Annotated in this window: 17 protein-coding genes; 8 read left to right on the top strand and 9 right to left on the bottom strand. The window is 72.0% G+C overall.

Annotated features, from left to right (window positions below; genetic code table 11):
* Positions 1–7: 7 nt before the first annotated feature.
* Entirely contained in the window at positions 8–1192 is a 1185-nt protein-coding gene (gene rodA, locus ACWC91_RS19905; protein ID WP_281156297.1) for a rod shape-determining protein RodA, read from the bottom strand.
* A 241-nt stretch (positions 1193–1433) separates the two neighbouring features.
* Between rodA and ACWC91_RS19900 the strand changes: the two genes are divergently transcribed.
* The gene (locus ACWC91_RS19900) at positions 1434–3284 is read left to right on the top strand and encodes a phosphatidylglycerol lysyltransferase domain-containing protein (RefSeq protein ID WP_450639980.1); all 1851 of its coding nucleotides are present in this window, start codon (positions 1434–1436) and stop codon (positions 3282–3284) included.
* A gap of 4 nt (positions 3285–3288) precedes the next feature.
* Positions 3289–3699 (top strand): ArsR/SmtB family transcription factor, encoded by a 411-nt coding sequence (locus ACWC91_RS19895; protein WP_225077778.1) that lies wholly within the window; start codon positions 3289–3291, stop codon positions 3697–3699.
* 19 nt (positions 3700–3718) lie between these two features.
* Here ACWC91_RS19895 and ACWC91_RS19890 read toward each other — a convergent pair whose 3' ends face one another.
* The 5 genes from ACWC91_RS19890 to ACWC91_RS19870 all read right to left on the bottom strand — a co-directional run bounded on the left by ACWC91_RS19890 (position 3719) and on the right by ACWC91_RS19870 (position 9344).
* Positions 3719–5101, bottom strand: a complete 1383-nt coding sequence (locus ACWC91_RS19890; protein ID WP_225077779.1) for an ABC transporter ATP-binding protein — start codon at positions 5099–5101, stop codon at positions 3719–3721.
* Positions 5102–5186: 85 nt separating this feature from the next.
* Complete coding sequence (locus tag ACWC91_RS19885) at positions 5187–6947, bottom strand: ABC transporter permease (RefSeq protein ID WP_450725992.1); 1761 nt, start codon at positions 6945–6947, stop codon at positions 5187–5189.
* Positions 6948–7522: 575 nt separating this feature from the next.
* Positions 7523–8224 carry a hypothetical protein gene (locus ACWC91_RS19880; RefSeq protein ID WP_450639977.1) on the bottom strand — a complete coding sequence of 234 codons (702 nt, stop codon included), beginning with the start codon at positions 8222–8224 and terminating at the stop codon, positions 7523–7525.
* A complete protein-coding gene (locus tag ACWC91_RS19875) occupies positions 8221–8649 on the bottom strand; it encodes an ATP-binding protein (RefSeq protein WP_225077782.1) in 429 nt (142 codons plus the stop codon). The genes ACWC91_RS19880 and ACWC91_RS19875 overlap by 4 nt, the downstream gene beginning before the upstream one ends.
* A 98-nt stretch (positions 8650–8747) precedes the next feature.
* Complete coding sequence (locus ACWC91_RS19870) at positions 8748–9344, bottom strand: hypothetical protein (protein ID WP_450639976.1); 597 nt, start codon at positions 9342–9344, stop codon at positions 8748–8750.
* An 857-nt stretch (positions 9345–10201) separates the two neighbouring features.
* Between ACWC91_RS19870 and ACWC91_RS19865 the strand changes: the two genes are divergently transcribed.
* The 4 genes from ACWC91_RS19865 to ACWC91_RS19850 all read left to right on the top strand — a co-directional run bounded on the left by ACWC91_RS19865 (position 10202) and on the right by ACWC91_RS19850 (position 12399).
* Complete coding sequence (locus ACWC91_RS19865) at positions 10202–10498, top strand: plastocyanin/azurin family copper-binding protein (protein ID WP_225077783.1); 297 nt, start codon at positions 10202–10204, stop codon at positions 10496–10498.
* Positions 10495–11508, top strand: a complete 1014-nt coding sequence (locus ACWC91_RS19860) for a metallophosphoesterase family protein (protein ID WP_225077784.1) — start codon at positions 10495–10497, stop codon at positions 11506–11508. Before ACWC91_RS19865 ends, ACWC91_RS19860 begins: the two co-directional genes overlap by 4 nt.
* Positions 11505–11957, top strand: a complete 453-nt coding sequence (locus ACWC91_RS19855) for a hypothetical protein (protein WP_450639973.1) — start codon at positions 11505–11507, stop codon at positions 11955–11957. The genes ACWC91_RS19860 and ACWC91_RS19855 overlap by 4 nt, the downstream gene beginning before the upstream one ends.
* Before the next feature lie 64 nt (positions 11958–12021).
* Positions 12022–12399: a hypothetical protein gene (locus ACWC91_RS19850; protein WP_225077786.1), complete on the top strand. Its 378-nt coding sequence runs from the start codon at positions 12022–12024 to the stop codon at positions 12397–12399.
* A gap of 173 nt (positions 12400–12572) precedes the next feature.
* On the opposite strand, the gene ACWC91_RS19845 is transcribed toward ACWC91_RS19850, so the two are convergent.
* The gene (locus ACWC91_RS19845) at positions 12573–13307 is read right to left on the bottom strand and encodes an ABC transporter permease (RefSeq protein WP_450639971.1); all 735 of its coding nucleotides are present in this window, start codon (positions 13305–13307) and stop codon (positions 12573–12575) included.
* A gap of 2 nt (positions 13308–13309) precedes the next feature.
* Positions 13310–14251: an ABC transporter ATP-binding protein gene (locus ACWC91_RS19840; RefSeq protein ID WP_281156285.1), complete on the bottom strand. Its 942-nt coding sequence runs from the start codon at positions 14249–14251 to the stop codon at positions 13310–13312.
* Between the two features lie 108 nt (positions 14252–14359).
* Between ACWC91_RS19840 and ACWC91_RS19835 the strand changes: the two genes are divergently transcribed.
* A complete protein-coding gene (locus ACWC91_RS19835) occupies positions 14360–15574 on the top strand; it encodes a sensor histidine kinase (protein ID WP_450639969.1) in 1215 nt (404 codons plus the stop codon).
* A 14-nt stretch (positions 15575–15588) separates the two neighbouring features.
* Positions 15589–16251 carry a response regulator gene (locus ACWC91_RS19830; protein WP_450639968.1) on the top strand — a complete coding sequence of 221 codons (663 nt, stop codon included), beginning with the start codon at positions 15589–15591 and terminating at the stop codon, positions 16249–16251.
* An 80-nt stretch (positions 16252–16331) separates the two neighbouring features.
* On the opposite strand, the gene ACWC91_RS19825 is transcribed toward ACWC91_RS19830, so the two are convergent.
* Positions 16332–18515 carry a discoidin domain-containing protein gene (locus tag ACWC91_RS19825; protein ID WP_225077791.1) on the bottom strand — a complete coding sequence of 728 codons (2184 nt, stop codon included), beginning with the start codon at positions 18513–18515 and terminating at the stop codon, positions 16332–16334.
* Positions 18516–18554: the final 39 nt, after the last annotated feature.

Below are 18554 nucleotides of genomic sequence, written 5' to 3'. Positions count from 1 at the left end.
TCTGCGGTCAGGCGGACAGCGGGCGTTGCAGACGGATGCCCTGGAGGATGCCCACGGCGATCCAGCCGGCGAACATCGACGAGCCGCCGTAGCTGACGAACGGCAGCGGCAGTCCCGTGACCGGCATGATGCCGAGGTTCATGCCGATGTTCTCGAACGCCTGGAAGGCCAGCCAGGCCGCGATGCCGGTCGCGACCACCGTTCCGTACAGGTCGGGGCAGGCGCGGGCGATGCGCAGCGCACGCCACAGCACCACGCCGAGCAGGGCGATCAGCGCCCCGGCACCCAGGAAGCCCAGCTCCTCCCCCGCCACGCTGAAGACGAAGTCGGTCTGCTGCTCGGGCACGAACTGCCCGGTGGTCTGCGCTCCGTGGAACAGCCCCTGGCCCAGCAGGCCGCCGGCCCCGATGGCGATCCGGGCCTGGCTGGTGTTGTAGCCGACCCCGGACGGGTCGAGGGCGGGATCGGCGAACGCCGCGAACCGGTTGATCTGGTACTGGTCCAGCAGGTGCAGTTGCCACACCGCCACCGCACCCAGGACTCCGGCCGCGAGCAGCCCGGTGACCCAGCGCGCGGAGGCACCGGAGGCGAGCAGCACCCCGAGCACGATCACGCCGATGCCCATGAACTGCCCGAGGTCCGGCGTGAGGAGGACCAGCAGGGCGGGCACGCCGGACACCGCCAGGGACTCCAGGACGCTGCGGCTGTCCGGCCTCGGCCGGTCGCCCGTGTCCACCTTGGTGGCCAGCAGTACGGCCATGGCAAGAACGATGGCGACCTTGACGAACTCCGCGGGCTGGACGGACATCCCGCCGATCATGATCCAGCGGCGGGACCCGTTGATCGTGGCGCCCAGCGGAGTCAGCACCGCGAGGACCAGCAGGAGCGTGACGCCGTACAGGACGGGGACGAGGTCCCGCAGCCTGCGCGGGCCCAGCCACACGGTGCCGACGGCCAGGGCGATCCCGATGGCGGTGTTGACCAGATGCCGCGTCAGGAAGGCGTACGGGTCGCCTCCGGTCAGCTGGGTGCGGCCGCGGGTCGCGGAGTACACCAGGAGCGCGCCGAGCACCGACAGCGCCGACGCGGCGCCCAGCAGCGGCCAGTCCAGCCGCCGCAGGACGGAGCGGAAGGCCGTGCGCGGCCAGGGTCCCGCGCGCCGGACCGTCCCCCGGGTGGCGCCCGGCCCCATGAGCCCGTTCCCGACGTCCATCGCGGCTCTCCTTCGCCCTGGTTCGCTCTGGTTCGATCCGGCGCACTCCGGCGCTTCGCTCCGGCCGCGCCCCGGCAGGTTGTCCCGGGTCCCGCACGTCGCGGGACGTCATCATCGCCCAGTTGCGCAATCCGTTGAGTGAAGCACGCCGAAAGGTTGGCGCGTTCACCCGCCCCCTCCCGTGGTCACGCCTGCTCAGCAGGCCCTACGCTGGCCCCTCGTGAAGGACTCCGTGACCACCGACGAAGGCTCCTCGCGGAACCGTCTTCGCGCCGTCTCGTACCGCCGGGTGCCCGCCGTGGCCGGTTACCTGTGCCTGCTCGTGGGCGTGCTCGACGTCGCGGGGGCGATCTTCCCGCGCATGCGGCACGGGCGGGTGCACACCCTGGCCGTGGCCCTGCCCGGGGCCGTGTCCACCCTGGCCACCGCCGCCTCGCTGATCGTGGGCGTGCTGATGGTGATGCTGGCGCACGCCCTGCGGCGCCGCAAACGGCGGGCCTGGCGCGCGGTGATGATCCTGCTTCCCACGGGCGCGGCACTGCAACTGCTGCGCTGGCACCAGCATGTGCCCGGCGCCGTCACGGTGCTGCTGTTCGTGCTGCTGCTCGTCGCCCGCCGGGAGTTCTACGCGCTGTCCGACCCGCGCACCCGGTGGCGGGCGGTGTGGAACTTCCTCCTGCTGAGCGCCTTCAGCCTCGGCGCCGGACTGCTGATCGTCGGCGCCCACCCCAGGAAGGTCGTCGCGGCCTCGCTGTCCGACCGGATCCAGCACGTCGCCTACGGTCTGGTCGGCATCGAGGGACCGGTGCACTACTCCAGCGAGCGCACCAGCGACCTCGTGTACTTCTCGCTCGCCGGGCTCGGCCTGCTGACCGCGGCCACCACCCTCTACCTCGCGCTGCGCCCCTCCACACCCGTACCCGTGCTCGGCGACGACGAGGAGCGGCGGCTGCGCGCCCTGCTGGAACGGCACGGTGAGCGGGACTCGCTGGGCTACTTCGCGCTGCGCCGCGACAAGAACGTGCTCTTCTCCCCCACCGGAAAGGCGGCGATCGCCTACCGGGTGGTGTCCGGTGTGATGCTCGCGGGCGGCGACCCGATCGGCGACGTGGAGGCCTGGCCGGGCGCCATCAAGGAGTTCATGGACACCGCCGCCCGGCACGCCTGGGTCCCCGCGGTGATGGGGTGCAGCGAGACCGGCGGCGAGGTGTGGACCCGCGAAGCCGGCCTGAACGCCCTGGAGATCGGCGACGAGGCCGTCGTCGACACCGGCGCCTTCACCCTGTCCGGGCGGCCGATGCGCAATGTCCGGCAGATGGTCAACCGCATCGAACGGGGCGGCTACAGCTGCCGCATCCGCCGCGTGCGCGACCTGTCGGAGCAGGAGACCGAGCAGATCCGCGCGGCGGCGGCCGCCTGGCGCGGCACCGAGGTGGAACGCGGCTTCTCCATGGCCCTCGGGCGCTTCGGCGAGGCCGGTGACGGCGACTGCGTCGTCGTCACCGCCCACAAGGAACCGGACGCCGGCGCCCCCGCGCCCGGCGGGGACATCCGCGCGGTCCTGCACTTCGTGCCCTGGGGCCGGGACGGGATCTCCCTGGACCTGATGCGCCGCGACCGCACCGCCGACCCCGGTCTGAACGAACTCCTCATCGTCAAGGCCCTCCAGCAGGCCCCCGGCCTCGGTGTCGGCCGGGTCTCGCTGAACTTCGCGATGTTCCGCGCCGCCCTCGCCCGCGGTGAACGCCTGGGCGCCGGACCGGCCCTGCGCGCCTGGCGCGGCCTGCTGCTCTTCCTCTCCCGCTGGTTCCAGATCGAGTCGCTGTACAAGTTCAACGCCAAGTTCCAGCCCCGGTGGGAGCCGAGGTTCCTGGTCTATCCCACGGCCCGGGACCTGCTCCGCATCAGCCTGGCCGCGCTCCAGGCCGAGGCGTTCCTCAACCTGTCCTGGCCCGCACCGTGGCGGCGGAAGCCCCGGCGGCCGGAGCCCGCGCCCGTGCCCGCCGAGGTGACGCCCGCCGGGGCGGAGCCCGCCGCGTTCGAACCGCCCGGAGGACCGCCGGTACCCTAGTTGCATGGATGTGCAAGGAAAGGTGTGGGACGCCGAGGCGGCGGACCGGGCGGTGGCGGTGCTCAAGGCGGTGGCGGACCCCTCCCGCTACCGGCTGCTGTGGGCGCTCAGCCACGGTGAACAGCCGGTGAGCGAGCTGGCCCGGATGCTGGGCGCCCACGTGGCCGCGACCTCCCAGCACCTGGCCAGACTCCGGGCGGCCGGTCTGGTGACCACACGCCGGGAGGGCACGCGCATCTTCTACCGGGCCGCGGGGGTGCGGCCCCTGCTGGAGGCCGCGCACCTCACGGGCACCGAGGGCGGCGGTCCCGGAACCGGCGGCTCCGGCGACGAGGAGAGCGCGCTCGCACCCCGGCGGGCCGCCGCCGCCAACCCGGTGCTCTCACGCCGCCCGGCCCTGGGCGGCACCCCGTGAGGCGGCGGCCCCGCGGTGCTCAGGCGGGGCACTGGGTGCCCGTGGGTCCGGAGGCGTCGCCGGTGTCGTCGCGGCGGTACTCCTCGGGGCCGGCGTCGTAGGCGTACAACTCGGCGTAGCGGCCCCAGTCGGTGGCCGTCTCCAGCTGCTGGTCGACCTGCTCGCTGGTGTAGTGATGGGCCAGCAGATCGCGGAAGAATCCGGCCCGCGCGGTGCCGTCGGCCTTGCCGCGCACGCTGCTGGTGATCACCTTGACCAGCGGCAGCTGGATCGCGGCCCGGGCGAAGATGGTCTTCGACTCCTGGACGTCGGCCCCGGCGAACGCGGTGCCGGTGTCGGTGAGCAGCAGGTCGTTGCCGCTGAACCCGGCGAAGCCGAGCAGGTCCAAGGCGTCGACCTGGGGCATGACGTCGTCGACCTCGAGGCCGAGGTCGTCGGCGAGACCGGCGAGATCGCAGCGCCCGCCGCGGTGCAGCACCAGCTCCGCCAGGCCCGACAGCCCGTCCACGCTCGCCTGCGGCAACGGGGTGTTGGCCACCGTCCGCCTCTCCAGGTCGGCCGGTTCCTGGCGGCCGGGGGTACGGCCCTCCTTCTGCCGGCCGGTCATGGTGCGGTAGACGCGGTCGATCATGTCCTCGAAGGCGGCGGAGTTGCGGTCGCGGGGCCGGTCCAGACCGACCTCGAAGACCTCCCGGATGGTGCCGTAGGGGCGGGAGCCGAGCACCACGATCCGGTCGGCCATCAGGACCGCCTCCTCGATGTTGTGGGTGACCAGCACGATGGCCCTGGTGGGGAACTGGCCGGACTCCCACAGCTCCATCAGCTCGCCGCGCAGGTTCTCCGCCGTGAGCACGTCCAGGGCGGAGAAGGGCTCGTCCATCATCAGCACGTCCGGCTCGACGACCAGCGCGCGGGCGAAGCCGACGCGCTGGCGCATGCCGCCCGACAGCTCCTTGGGGTAGGCGGACTCGAAGCCGTCCAGGCCGATCAGGTCGATGGCCAGGCGGGCGGCCTCAGCGCGCTCCACGGGGTGCACGCCCTTGGCCTCCAGGCCGAGTTCGACGTTCTGCTGCACGGTCAGCCAGGGCAGCAGCGCGAAGGTCTGGAACACCATCGCCGTACCGGGGTTGGCGCCGGTCAGCGCGGCGCCCTTGTAGCTGACGGTGCCGGAGCTGGCCGGGACGAGTCCGGCCAGACAGCGCAGCAGCGTCGACTTGCCCGAGCCGGACTTGCCCAGCAGCGCGACGACCTCACCGGCGCGGATCTCGAGGTCGATGCCGGAGAGCACGGGCAGTTCGCCGTCGGCGCCCGCGTACGACTTCGTCAGGCCGACGGTCTCCAGCAGCGGTTCGCCGTCGGCCGGGCGGGTGTTCTCGGTGGCCGGAAGGGTGTTCATCGCCATGGCAGGTCCAAGCTGTGGGGTGCGGAGTACGGGTGGGGCCGGGGTGCGGAGCACGGGTGGGGCCCGGGGTGCGGACGGGAGGGGATCACAGGGAGTACCGGGTCTCGGCCAGCCGGTACAGCGGCCGCCAGAGGAAGCGGTTGAGGCAGACCACGTAGACGCTCATCACGACCACGCCGGCGATCAGTCTGGGGTGGTCGCCCTGCTCCGTGGCGCGGGCGATGTAGGCGCCCAGGCCGGTGGCGGTGAGCGTGGTGCCGCCGAAGGTGACGACCTCGGCGACGATGGAGGCGTTCCAGGCGCCGCCGGAGGCGGTGATGCCGCCGGTGACGTAGGAGGGGAAGATGCCGGGGATGATCAGCCGCCGCCAGCGCTGCCGGCCTCTCACCCCGAGGTCGTCCATGGCCTCGCGCAGGTCGGTGGGGATCGCCATGGCGCCGGCGATGGTGTTGAAGAGGATGTACCACTGGGCGCCGAGCGCCATCAGGAAGATGCCGCCGATGTCGATGCTCAGGCCGGTCCTGATGAAGAACCACACCGCCAGCGGGAAGAGGAAGTTCGCCGGGAACGAGGCCAGCACCTGCACCACCGGCTGGGCGATCCTCGTCAGCCTGGGCGAGAAACCGATCTTCACGCCGATCGGCACCCACACCACCGTGGCCACGGCGACCAGGACGGCGACGCGGGCCAGGGTGGCGAGCCCGAGGAGCAGCGGTTCGCCGAACACGCCCAGGCCCGTGTGGTCGTGCAGGTAGAGACAGAGGTCGACCAGGCCCCAGACGATCAGCCCGCCCGCCACCAGGGCGAAGGCCACGTCCCCGGCGCGCTGCCTGCCCCGCTGCACCACGAGAGGCCGGTCGTCGGTGCCGAAGGCGCGCCCGGCCCGGCTCAGCGCACGGCCGGCCGGGCGCAGCAGGCGGCCGGCGAGCCGGGGCCAGTCGGAGCGGCGCAGGAAGTCCAGGACGACCGACCGCTGGACCTCGCCGGCCTCGGACTGCTCGATCTTGAACTTCTCCGCCCAGGCGGTCAGCGGCCGCCAGAACAGGAAGTTCACCCCGATCACCATGACCGCCATGGTGAGGATGGCGCAGCCGACCTTGGTCAGGTCGCCGTCGGCGATCGCGGCCCCGGCGTAGGAGCCGACCCCGGGCAGGGCGTAGTCGGTGTGGCCGAGGGTGACCGCCTCGGAGGCGACGAGGAAGAACCAGCCGCCGCCGAAGCTCATCATGCCGTTCCAGACCAGGCCGATCATCCCGGCGGGCAGCTCCACCTTCCAGAACCGCATCCACCGGGTGAAGCCGAACGACCTTGACAGCTCGTCCAGTTCGCGCGGCAGCGAGGTGAGGGAGTGGTAGAAGCCGAACGTCATGTTCCACGCCTGGGAGGTGAAGATGGCGAAGATCGCCGCACACTCCAGGCCGAGCATCGAGCCCGGGAACAGGGCGACGAACCCGGTCACCGCCACCGTCAGGAACGCCAGCACCGGCACGGACTGAAGGATGTCCAGCGCCGGGATCAGGATCCGTTCCAGACGGCGGCTCTTGGCGGCGGCGTAGGCGTAGCCGAAGGTGAACGCCGTGGACAGGGCCAGGGCGACGAACATGCGCAGCAGCGAGCGGGCGGCGTCGTAGGGCAGCTGACCGACACTGGTGTCCACCTGCGCGGACTGGCTGGTGGAGAACGAGAGCGTGATCCCTTTCCCCACCCGCAGGGTGACGTACAGCAGTACCACCACCGCGGCGGCGACGACCAGGTCCACCCAGGTCATCCGGGTAAGACCGCCGGCGAACCGAGCGGGGAACGAGGCCCGCGACCGCGTGGCGGGCGCACTCGTCCGGAACGACATCACAGACACCTCCAACCGCGCTCCGCCCGGACTGCGGCACATGCCTGCCCTGGTGCGAGCGCACCGCGAGGCGGCGGCACTCGCACCAGGGCAGGCATGACAGGGTACGGCGAGAAAGCGGCGAAAAGAGAAGAAGAAGAGAAGAGGGGGAGAAGAAGGAAGAAAGAGAAACGGAAGAAGAAAGCGGACGACCGGGGTGGCGGTCAGAGACTGCCGGAGAGGCCGCTCGGACTGGGTGGGTCGATGTCCACGAGTGCCTCCGTTCAGTCATGCGGTTCCGTCGGGGAGCACGGGCCTCGCGCACGGCGCGACAGGCGGGTGCCGACAGGTAGTGTGCCGCTTATTGCGTCGATACGCAAATAGTGCGGTCCTGGCGGATGTCCTCGCCGCACCCTCCCAGGCCGGTCAGGTCCACCAGCCGCGAGATCGGCACGGGCACCCTGCGCGCTACCAGCTGGTCGCCAGGATCCTGATCGTCAACAGGATCGTCGAACGGGCGCTCGGCCACTGGCTCCGCCAACGGCGCCCCCACGGCGGCGACTTCGCGGCGCCTCTCACTGTCGAATCGGAGCGGTTCAGGTGCCGGGCCGCCCCGTGGACACCCAGGCGGCGTACTCCTGGCGGACGTAGCGGCGACGGCCGGGGCCGAGCGTGATCGCGTCGGGCTGATGCGGCCCGGCCACCAGGTCGGGTCGGCGGCGGTCGTGCCGCAGGAGCTGTTCGGCGGTCTGCGCGGCGGCGCCGACCCGGCCGGGGTCGGGGCTCTCCAGGGCCATACGGTCCATGAGGGCCGCCCGGCGCAGCAGCCGGGCGCGTTCGGCGACCGCGGCGTCGACCAGAGGGCCGGTGACGGTCCTGGCCTGGCGGACGTCGTGCTCTGCCCCGAGGGCAAGCACCTGGTGGATTTCACGGCGCAGGTCGGGCGCGTTCGCGTACGCCTCGTGCGGGGGCGGGGCGTCGATGTCCTCGCCGGTGTTCGGGGCGACGTCCTCCCCCGATACGCCGCGGCGGGCGCCACAGCGTGCACACGGCACCGTGTCGTGGTCCAGGTCACCGCGATCGAGGGCCGGTGGGTTCGCCGGGGACCGTACGGGCCCCCGGGCCGGGGCCGGACCGTCGTCGACGGGGCACGGCTTGTGGGTCGCGAAGGCCCACTCGCGGAGGTCCTCGGGTGACCCTGCGCCGTGGCGGCCCCCGCTGACCGGCAGCCGACGCATCGCCGCGGCGCCCGGCCCGGCGAAGGGCGGCGGCTCGCACGGGAACTCGGGGCCGGTCATGCCGAGCACCTCAGGCAGGCGCGGACTTCGCGTCCGCCGCGCGTCTGGTGGACCTCGGTCGACTGTGCGAGGCACTGGACGATGCCGGTGCCGCGGCCGTGCTCGTCCGGGGCGATGTCGGGGCGACGGCGCTCCACGGCCGTTCCGGAGTCACTGACCACGATGTGCAGGGTGCCGCGGTCGAGGACGAGCCGCAGGGTCATGCGCTCGCGGCCGTACTGGGCGGCGTTGGCGGCGAGTTCGTCGACGATGAGAACGGCGGAGTCCCGCTCGCTCTCGGGGACGCACCAGGTCTCCAGCAGATCGGCCGCGAAGTGACGGGCGGCGGAGACGTGCGCCTCCTGCGCGGGCAGGGCGAGCACCGCCTCGTGGCGGCAATGCCGTGAGACCGGTGGGCTCAGGCGGGGGGAATCGGTTACGAACATGGTCTTCTGACTCTTCTGTGCATGTGCGGAGACCGGAATCCGGAGGCCGCCGACGCATTCGAGGGGCGGTCGGTGTGCCGGATCCTGCATCGGAGCGTTCACTCAGTTCCACGGCCGGCGTCTGTCGAACGGTTCGAGCGATTCGCGCCTTTTGCTCCACTTCTCGCCGGCCAGGTCAGGACCGACGCGGGGGCGCACTCGTCCACCTTGCCCAGGAGGACCGAGGACACCGCCCGTTGGGCGACCGGCGACCGGGAGCGTGCCCGCCTCGACTGCGCGGTGACGCCGGTGGCGGGATCGTGTCCGGAGAAGGTGCGCGACGGAGCCGGCATGGTCGGTCCGGGCGGCGTGGCCTCACTGTCCACGGCCCCGATGACCGCCGACCACGTACCGCAGACCGCTCCCGCGAGGAGCGTCACGGAGGCGGCGGCGCCCGCCAGCTGCAGCCGCCACGTCTTGCGGCGCCGGGCCGCGGCCTGCCGCAGCAGCCCCTCCAGCACCCCCGCCTCACGCGCCTTCGGCGCCCCAGCCGCGGCGGGCCGTGCGAGCGCAGAGCCCTGTGCGCTCCCGACTGCCCGCGCCACCAGCCGATCGGCCAGATCCGCGTCCACAACCGGCACCCTCTGACCTGCGGCTTCGGCGGCGCTCACCGTCGCCAGCAGTGCGGGCAGTCCCGCCAGCCGCGCGCGTTCCACCTGGCACTCGGCGCCTCCTGCGTCACGCTGCCCAGCGGGACACATCGACGACCAGGCACCGGGCGACCGTACACAGCCATGCCCGGTCCGGGCCTCGTGCGGGATCGAACGCGGCGGGGGTGCCGCCAGGCTCGCAGCAGCGTCTCCCGCACGACATCCTCCGCCCAGTGACGGGTCCCCCTACCAGAGGCACGGTCCGCGGAGCGATCCGGATCGGCCCCTGGGCCACGTTTTCGGGAGCTCCAGGGCATAGAACGATCATTGCCCATATCCGCCGCTTCACCTTGTGGCGCAGCGCACAGAATCGTGACCCTCCGTGAGCGCCGCCAGGGCCACACGCGCCGGAACGCCGGAGGGACGGCCGATCTGCGGCGACCCAAAGAAAGTGCCGCGAAAAGTGCGTATCGACCGAACCGTACGCCGCCCGCCGCCCGTGAAGTCAGACAAAGGCCGACATTCGCGACACCTGTCGCCCACACCCCAAGCCGTTCTCGGCCCGGGGACGGGGAACTGCCCCTTGCCACCCGCGACTTCGCTCCGCTTGCGCGCACTCGGCACACGCAGTCCCCATCTCAACCTGATCGTGAGGAACGAACAGCATGTACCCGCACCTTCGTACACCAGGCCGGCGATCACGCGCTGCGGCTGGGCTTGCCGTCGCCACCGTGGCCACCGTCGGCGCGCTGGGGCTCCTGAGCGCATGCGGCCAGTCGTCGCACTCCTCGTCCACCCATGCCGGTGCCATCACACCGGGACAGGGTCAGCACCAGGCGGCCGGCATGCCCGGCGCCTCCGGGCCGGGACACGCGGCGGGCTCCGCTCCCGGCGCCTCGCCCACGCCCAGCATGAGCATGCCCATGAGCCCTCCGAGCACCAGTACACCGACCTCGCCGGTGGCCGGGAACGCCGTGACGATCAAGAACTTCGCGTTCGCCCCGGCCACGCTGAAGGTCAAAGCGGGCACCACGGTGACCTGGACCAACCAGGACACCGACGCCCACACCGTCACCAGCGCCGGATCGGGCGGCCCGCTGCATTCGGCCGCCCTGGCCACTCACGCCACGTACAGCCACCGGTTCACACAGCCCGGCACTTACCACTACCTCTGCACCATCCATCCGTTCATGACCGCCACCGTGGAGGTGACCCGATGACCGAGTACCGCGACCCTCACCCAGAATCACCGCTCGGCGGCAGCGAACCGCCCGTACCCGAAAACGGCATGTCCCGGCGCCAACTCCTCCGGCACGCCGGGTGGTTCGGCGGGGCCGTGGTGCTGACCGTGGCCAGTGGCGAAGTGATCAGCCACATCGCCGACACCCGCGGCACCGCCGGAACCACCGCCGGAACCGCGGCTGCGGGAGCCAGCAGGACGACCAGCGGCGCACTGCGGTTCGTGCAGGTCTCCGACAGCCACATCGGCTTCCAGGGTCCGGCGAACATGGACGTGGCCGGCTCCTTCTCCGAGGCGATCCACCAGGTCAACTCGCTCGGTTTCCGGCCCGACTTCGTCATGCACAGCGGGGATCTGACCCACCTGTCCACGTCCTCGCAGTTCGACCAGGTCAGGCAGATGATGACGAGGATGCAGACCGACCGCGTCTTCACCGTTCCCGGCGAGCACGACTCCATAGGCGACGCGGGACGCGCCTACCGGCAGACCTTCGGCAAGGGCACGCTCGGCGACGGCTGGTACAGCTTCGACACCCACGGCGTGCACTTCATCGCCCTGGTCAACACCCTGAGTCTGGAGAAGCTCGGTCATCTCGGCAACGAGCAGATCGAGTTCGTCCGCAGGGACCTCGCGGGACTGCCGCCGGACACACCCATCGTGGTCTTCAGCCACATCCCCCTGTTCGCCATGTACCCGCAGTGGGGCTGGAGCACGGACGACGCCTTGCGCGTCATCGCGCTCCTGCGCCGCTTCTCCTCCGTGACCTGTCTCAACGGGCATGTCCACCAGCTGTTCACCAAGACGGAGGGCAACATCACCTTCCACTCCGCCACCACCACGGCCTATCCGCTGCCCAAGCCCGGCCGGGCCCCCGCCCCGACTCCGCAGGTCGTGCCCGCCCGGCAGCTCAAGGACGCACTCGGCATCCGCACCGTGGGCTACCGGCAGGGCGACCGGAACCTGGCGATCAAGGACGAGAGGCTGGCATGACCATCGGAAGGCTCCTCGCCCCTGCCCTGCGTGTCGCGATCGCCGCCACGCTCGCCGGGAGCGGCTACATCCACGCCCGCCTCTACATCGACGAGTACCGCTTCATCCACGTCGTGGGCCCCCTGTTCCTGCTCCAGGCGAGCGTCTCCTTCGCGGTCGCCGCGCTGCTGCTGATCGGGATGCCACCGCTGCTCAGGCTCGCCGCCGCGGGTGTGGCGCTGGGCGCCCTCGGCGGCTTCGCCGCCTCCCGCACCGTGGGCGTCTTCGGATTCACCGAACACGGCCTGCAGCCCGCTCCACAGGCCCTGCTCAGCATCCTGGCCGAAACCGCCACGCTGCTGCTCCTCGCCGTCCAGCAGGCAGTCGTGACCAGGCAACACCGCGCTGCCCGGCCTCCGCTCAGGGCACCCGCCTGGGACTGGGGCACTACCCGCACACCGCCCAGGTGACCACCGCGAAGCCGCCCGGAATGCCGAACCCCTGGGCGTTCCCGGAACCAAGGAGTATCCACCCATGCCACCGCAACCGCGCCCCGCAACCGCCCGGCCGAGTCCGCACCTGCGTGAGCTGAGGGACACCGTGCGCGCCGTGCTCGGCCTGGACGACGACACCGCCGTCATCATCCGCCAGTTCACGTACACCGAACCCGGCCACCCACCGCTGGAGACCGTCGTCAGCGTGCTGCCCATGGACGGCGAGGCCCACCGCTGGACACTCCACCGCCCCGCCGACCGCATCACCGAGCACGACCTACGGGCCGCCCTGCTCCACCACCCGCCGAACCGACCGGAACCGTGCTGCCGCCCCGCGGTGTGCGGTCGGGCGGTGTCACGGCGGGCAGGAAGGCGGTCGCGGCGAAGTGGCGGCGCTGGAAATCCCAGCGGCGACTGACCGGCCCCAACGCCGTGCCCGACTTCGCGAACCCGCGCGGACGGCGGCTCCTCCGCAAGCTCGGGTGCTCCACCGCCCGCGTCACGAGCCTCGTCCGAGCCGCCCTCTGCCTGCGTCCGGCCGGCGCGGACCCAGGTTGGGAAAGGCTGCGGTCGGGGCCCCGGGCCCTGGTGTCACGCGTCGCGCCGGCGCACCGCCCACCAGCCGGCCAGCAGCGCGGCCGCCGCCCACAGCGCCGTCACCGCGAGCCCCGTCCAGGGGCCGAGGCCGCCCGCCGCCTCTTGGTGCAGGACCTGTTGTCCGGCCCGGTCCGGCAGATAGCGGGAGGCGCCCTCGGCGATGTCCCCGATCACGAAGGACACGATCAGGATGAACGGGATGAGCAGGCTGAGCACAGCGACGGCGCTGCGCAGCAGCAAGGTGAGTCCCGCCGCGAACAGGGCCATCAGGGCGAGGTAGATCCCGGCGCCGACGCAGGCCCGCAGCGCCCCCGGTGCGCCGAGGCCGATGGCGTACTCCCCCAGGAACGCCTGGCCCACGAAGAAGGTGGTGAATCCGGTCGCGAGCCCCACGGCGAGGGCGGCGGAACCCACGACCGCCGTCTTGGCCGCGCAGAACAGGCCCCGGCGCGGCACGGCCGACAGGGAGATCCGCAGGCCGCCGCCCGCGTACTCGGACGAAACGGCGGTGGCCCCGAACGCGATGGCGGCGATCTGCGCGAAGTTGATCGCGTAGAAGGCTCCGAAGAGCAGGTCCTCGCCGCCCATCGCCTCCGCTTGGCCCACGGTGGAGTAGACGAGCAGGGTGATGGCCAGGGTGGCGGCGAAGACCGCGACGAGCGAGCCGAAGCTCGCCCGGACCGACCTGATCTTGATCCACTCGGAGTGGAGAACGGCGGTGACGGACATGGTCACACCTCCTGCGGGGTGGTCGGGGACACGGCGGCCGCGGCGGCGAACTCGGCCTCGCCGGTCGTGAGGGCGAGATAGGCCTGCTCCAGGGAGGCCCGTTCGTCGCTGAGTTCGAGAACTGGGATGCCTTCGCGGGCGGCGACGGCTCCGACCTGCTCGGCTCTGGCGCCGTCGACCACCAGCGGGCCGCCGTCGCCGTCCGCCACCGTGTATCCCTCGGCCAGCAGCACGGCCCGCAGCCGGGCGGGCGCGCCGGCACGCACCCGGACGCGCGGGTGGCTGTGCTGTTCGATGAAGTCCTCCATGGGGGTGTCGGCGAGGAGCCGGCCCCGGCCGAGCACGACGAGATGGTCGGCGAAGGCCGCGGTCTCGTTCATCAGGTGACTGGAGACCAGGACCGTGCGGCCTTCCCCAGCCAGCCGGCGCAGCAACTCGCGGATCCAGACGATCCCTTCCGGGTCGAGGCCGTTGGCGGGTTCGTCCAGCATGAGGACGGGCGGGTCCCCGAGGAGCGCGGCGGCGACGCCGAGGCGCTGGCGCATGCCGAGGGAGAAGGCGCGGATGCGGCGGCCGGCCACGGAGGCGAGACCGGTCTCCTGGAGCACCTCGTCCACGCGACGGGCCGGGATGCGGTTGCTGACGGCGAGGAAGCGCAGCTGGTCGCGGGCGGTACGGGAACCGTGGGCCGCCTGCGCGTCCAGCAGCGCGCCGACGGTGCGCAGGGGCTCGCCCAGGGCCGTGTAGGGGCGGCCACCCACGGTGGCGGAGCCGGCGGTGGGGCGGTCGAGGCCGAGGACGAGCCGCATGGTGGTGGACTTCCCGGCGCCGTTGGGGCCGAGGAACCCGGTGACCCGGCCCGGTTCGATGGTGCACGTCAGACGGTCGAGGGCCCGGGTGCCGCCGTACTCCTTGGTGAGGCCTCGCACGTGGATGCTGTTCATGACCTCAGCGTGGCCGCGCGGGCGGGTGCCTGGCCTCCCCCGCGGGAGGAGACTGCCTCCCCCGTGCGGGGGAGCCGACGGTCCCGCCCGCTCTGTCAGGATGACGGCATGCCAGGCCTGCTGTCGCCGCTGACGCGTGCGGTCACCTACACCCGTTGGCTCCACCTGCTGGTAGGGGCGATCGTGCCGTTCGTCTGCGCCATGGTCTACCCGGGCCTGGTCGCCCCGACGCCCGGCGACTGGGCACTGATCGCGGTCCTTCCCGTCCCGCTGGTCCTGGCCTCGGCCATGGTGCCCTCGATGCGCCGCGCGGAGGGTCTCCAGGCGCGGCTGATGCTGTTCCCCGGACCGCACGCGCGGGTGCGGAGCGACGAGGATCCGGAGGTTTCCGCAGCGCCGTCCACCTCGTGGACCGACCGGGCCAGAACGGGTGCCTGGATGGTGCTGCGCATGGAGGCGGGGCTCGCGGTCGCCCTGGTGTCGGGCCAGTTGATGGCGCTCTCGCTGTCGCTCGTCGGCGGAGCCTTCGGGGATCCCAGCGTCGCCGACCCGCTCCTGCAGGTTCCCGGGCACGGCTGGTGGTGCGCCCTCCTCGTACCGGTACCCGTGCTGGTACTGCTCGCGGGGGCCGCCGGAGCGGGTGCTCTCATGGCCCAGGCCGCCCGCCGCCTGCTCGGGCCGTCGGTCAGGGAGCGTCTGTCGGAGCTGGAGGAGCGCACCGAGCGGCTGCTGGAACGCAACCGGATCGCGCAGGAGTTGCACGACTCCCTCGGCCACGCGCTGACGCTGGCCGTGGTCCAGGCGGGTGCCGCACGGGCGGCCGCCGACCCGGAGTTCACCGACCGGGCGCTGGAGGCCATCGAGGAGACCGGCCGGGCCGCGCTGGAGGACCTGGAACAGGTCCTGCTCATGCTGCGGGACACGGGACGGCCGGCCGGCCCCCGTCCCGCTCTCGGTGAGGCGGACCGGTTGCTGGAATCCGCGCGGTCCTCGGGCGCGCGGGTCGACGCCGAGGTGACCGGGCCGCTGGAGGACGTGCCCGGGCCCGTCTCCCGCGAGGGCTACCGGATGCTCCAGGAGGCGCTCACCAACGTGCTGCGGCACGCGGGGCCCGTCCACGTCCGCGTACGCATCGCCGTGGAACAGGCACGGCTGCGGCTGGAGGTGCGCAATCCGCTGACCGGGGCGACCTCGGCGGCCGGCGCGGGTGGCGGCCGCGGGCTGCGCGGGATCCGTGAGCGGGCGGCGCTGCTCGGCGGCGAGGCCAAGGCGGGGCAGGACGACGGATGGTGGCTGGTGCGCGTCGACCTGCCGCTGCGGTGATCTACGCTGACCGGATGCCGATCACCGTTCTCCTCGTCGACGACGAACCGCTCGTACGGGCGGGCCTGCGCGCCGTGCTGGAGGCGCAGCCGGACATCGAGGTGGTGGGCGAGGCGGCCGACGGGGCCGCCGTGATCCCCCTGGTGCGGCAACTGCGCCCCGACGTCGTGGCCATGGACGTTCGGATGCCGCTGATGGACGGCATCGAGGCCACCCGCGCCGTGCTGCGCACCGTGCCGGACCCGCCGAAGATCGTGGTGGTGACGACCTTCGAGAACGACGAGTACGTGTACGGGGCGCTGCGCGCGGGCGCCGACGGCTTCCTGCTCAAGCGGGCGCGGCCGGCGGAGATCGTGCACGCGGTACGGCTGGTGGCCGCGGGCGACTCGCTGCTGTTCCCGGCGGCACTGCGGGAGTTGGCCGCCCGGTACGGCGAGGACCACGGCAACGCCGCGGCCCGGACGGCCATGGAGCGCGCCGCGCTGACCGAACGGGAGGGGCAGGTGCTGCGCCTCATGGCCCGCGGCCTGTCGAACACGGAGATCGCCGCGCGTCTGGTGGTGGGCACCGAGACCGTCAAGTCCCATGTGAGTTCCGTGCTGGCGAAACTCGGCGCCCGCGACCGCACGCAGGCGGTCATCGCGGCGTACGAGTCGGGGTTCGTCGCCCCGGGTTGAGACGGGACGGGTGGTCCCGCGCTTCGGCGCGCGGCGGAGCCTGGCCCTGCTCCGTGCGGCGAAGCGCGGGACACCTGCGGTCACGGGGTCAGGTAGGCCTCCACTTCGCTGAACTGGCCAGCGGGCCAGCCGGTGTTGGCGCTGACCGTCAGGCGGAGCCAGCGGAGGTTGGTGGTGCTCGGCAGGGACACGGTGGCCGTGTTGCCGCTCGCCGGGTCGAAGCGGTAGCCCTGGGAGCCGACCACGGTGGAGTAGGACGAGCCGTCGGTGCTGCCCTGCACGGTGATCGTCTGGGTGCGGGCGCCCCAGGCCGACGACGGCGGCAGCTTCAGCACCAGCCGGCGGACCGCCTGGTTCGAGCCCAGGTCGACCGTCAAGGACTGCGGGAAGGCGTTGTTGGTGGACTCCCAGTAGGTGTTGGCGTTCCCGTCCACCGCGTTGCCCGGGGTGTAGACGTCCTGGGAGCCGGTGGCGGTGGCCGGCCGGCCCTTGGCGAGGTTGCGGCCCGGGTCGGGGTCGGGGTTGCCCTGGCCGGGCTGCGGCCACGTCGAGCAGTCCGACCAGGTGGAGGTCCAGCCGGAGTTGCCGCCGCCGTCGGTCAGCGCGAAGCTGCCCGAGTTGGCCGGGTAGGGGCAGTTGTAGATGCCCGCCGCGCCCACGCCGGTGGCGGTCACGCCCCGGAAGGTCGCCGCGCCCTGTGCCTCGGCCTGGACGACGACCGTGCCGGTGTTCTTCACGGTCGCGCCGTCGACGGTGACGCCCTTGACCGGATACCCGTAACCTCCGCCCGACACGAACTCGAAGGCGCTGTACGGGCTGTCGGTGATCGTGGTGTTGGTGATGCGCACGGTGGCGTTGATGGCGCTGTCGTAGGAGTCGACGCGCAGCGCGCCCATCGGGTGGTTCCAGTTGGGGTTCATCGCGCCGGCGCGCACGAGCGTGTTGCCGTCGACGGTGATGGTGCCGGCCAGCGGCGAGAAGGGGTCGAGGAACTTCTGGTTGGAGATCGCGATGCCGCTGCCGAGGGCGTTGGTGTCGGAGATCAGGTTGTCCTTCACCGTGATGTCCGTGCCGCCGTAGATCGCGATGCCGTTGGCGAGGTTCGGCTGCGAGATGGTGTTGTTCTCGAAGCTGCTGTTGGTGTCCGGCCCGTACAGCGACCACATGGCGAGCGAGTCGTCGCCCTGGTTGCGCAGGAAATTGTTGCGGACCTTCACGCCCTTGGCGGTGCCGTTGAGGTTGAGGCCGTCGGCGGTGGTGTCGAGGATGCGGCTGTTCTCGACGACGAGGTTGTCGTTGTTGCCGGTCAGCCACAGGCCGACCTTCAGGTGCTGGAGCCACATGCCGGAGACGGAGGAGTTCGGTCCGAGCGAGCCGTTGACGAAGTTGTCGGGGCTGGAGTCGACGCGTTCGGTGACCTCGCCGATGACCGCGAAGTCCTTGATGCGCACGTTGCCCGAGGAGCTGGACTGGTCGATGAAGCGGGAGGTGTGCACGACCGAGTACCAGCTTCCCGCGCCCTGGAGGGTGACGTTCTGGACGCCGCCGAGGGAGGAGGTGAGCCGGTAGTCGCCCGGCGGGATCCACACCACGCCGCCCTGCGCGGCGGAGATGGCGTCCCGGAAGGCCTGGGTGGAGTCGCCCTGGCCGCTGGGGTCGGCGCCCTTGGAGGTGACGGAGACCGATCCGGCCGGCTGGGAGGCGGCCGCGGCCACTTGCTCGAAGTCGGCGACGTCCACGGTGACCTGGACGTTCGCGGCCTCCACGGCGACCTTGTCGCCGGGCTGGACGTTCTGTCCCAGCAGCAGCCGCGTGTTGTCGAAGAAGTGGTGCGTCTTGGCGCCGGCGATCCAGCCGGTGTCGACGTAGGAGTACTTCGAGGTGACCGCGAGCGTCTTGCTCAGTTTCGTGCCGTTGACGTACACGTTGAGCGTGCCGGACTGGCCGTCGGGGACGCTGTAGGAGACGTTCACGGCGTTGGCGGCGCGCGGCACGGTGAACTCCACACGCTGCCCGGTGGCCAGCCGGACGGCCTGGCGTCCGGAGGCCTCGGAGGCGAGGGTGCCCTGGGTGTAGTCGGGCCCGATCCTGGTCCCGCTCGTGGTCGCGGACTCGGCCTCGACCGAGGTGAAGGGCAGGGTGGCGCCCGCCGCGGCGTGGGCGGCGGGTGCGCCGAGGGTGACGAGCATGCCGGCGGCGAGGGCGACGCTCGCCCCGATGGCCGGCAGGCGCCGGGCTGATCTGGCCCTGGTGTTCGCGTGCATGTGCTGATCCCTTCGTGGTGGGGGATACGGGGATAGCGC

The sequence above is a fragment of the Streptomyces sp. NPDC001204 genome (genome assembly GCF_053598035.1).
The sequence above is the reverse complement of the archived record's forward strand: the minus strand, read 5'-3'. Positions and strand labels throughout refer to the sequence as shown.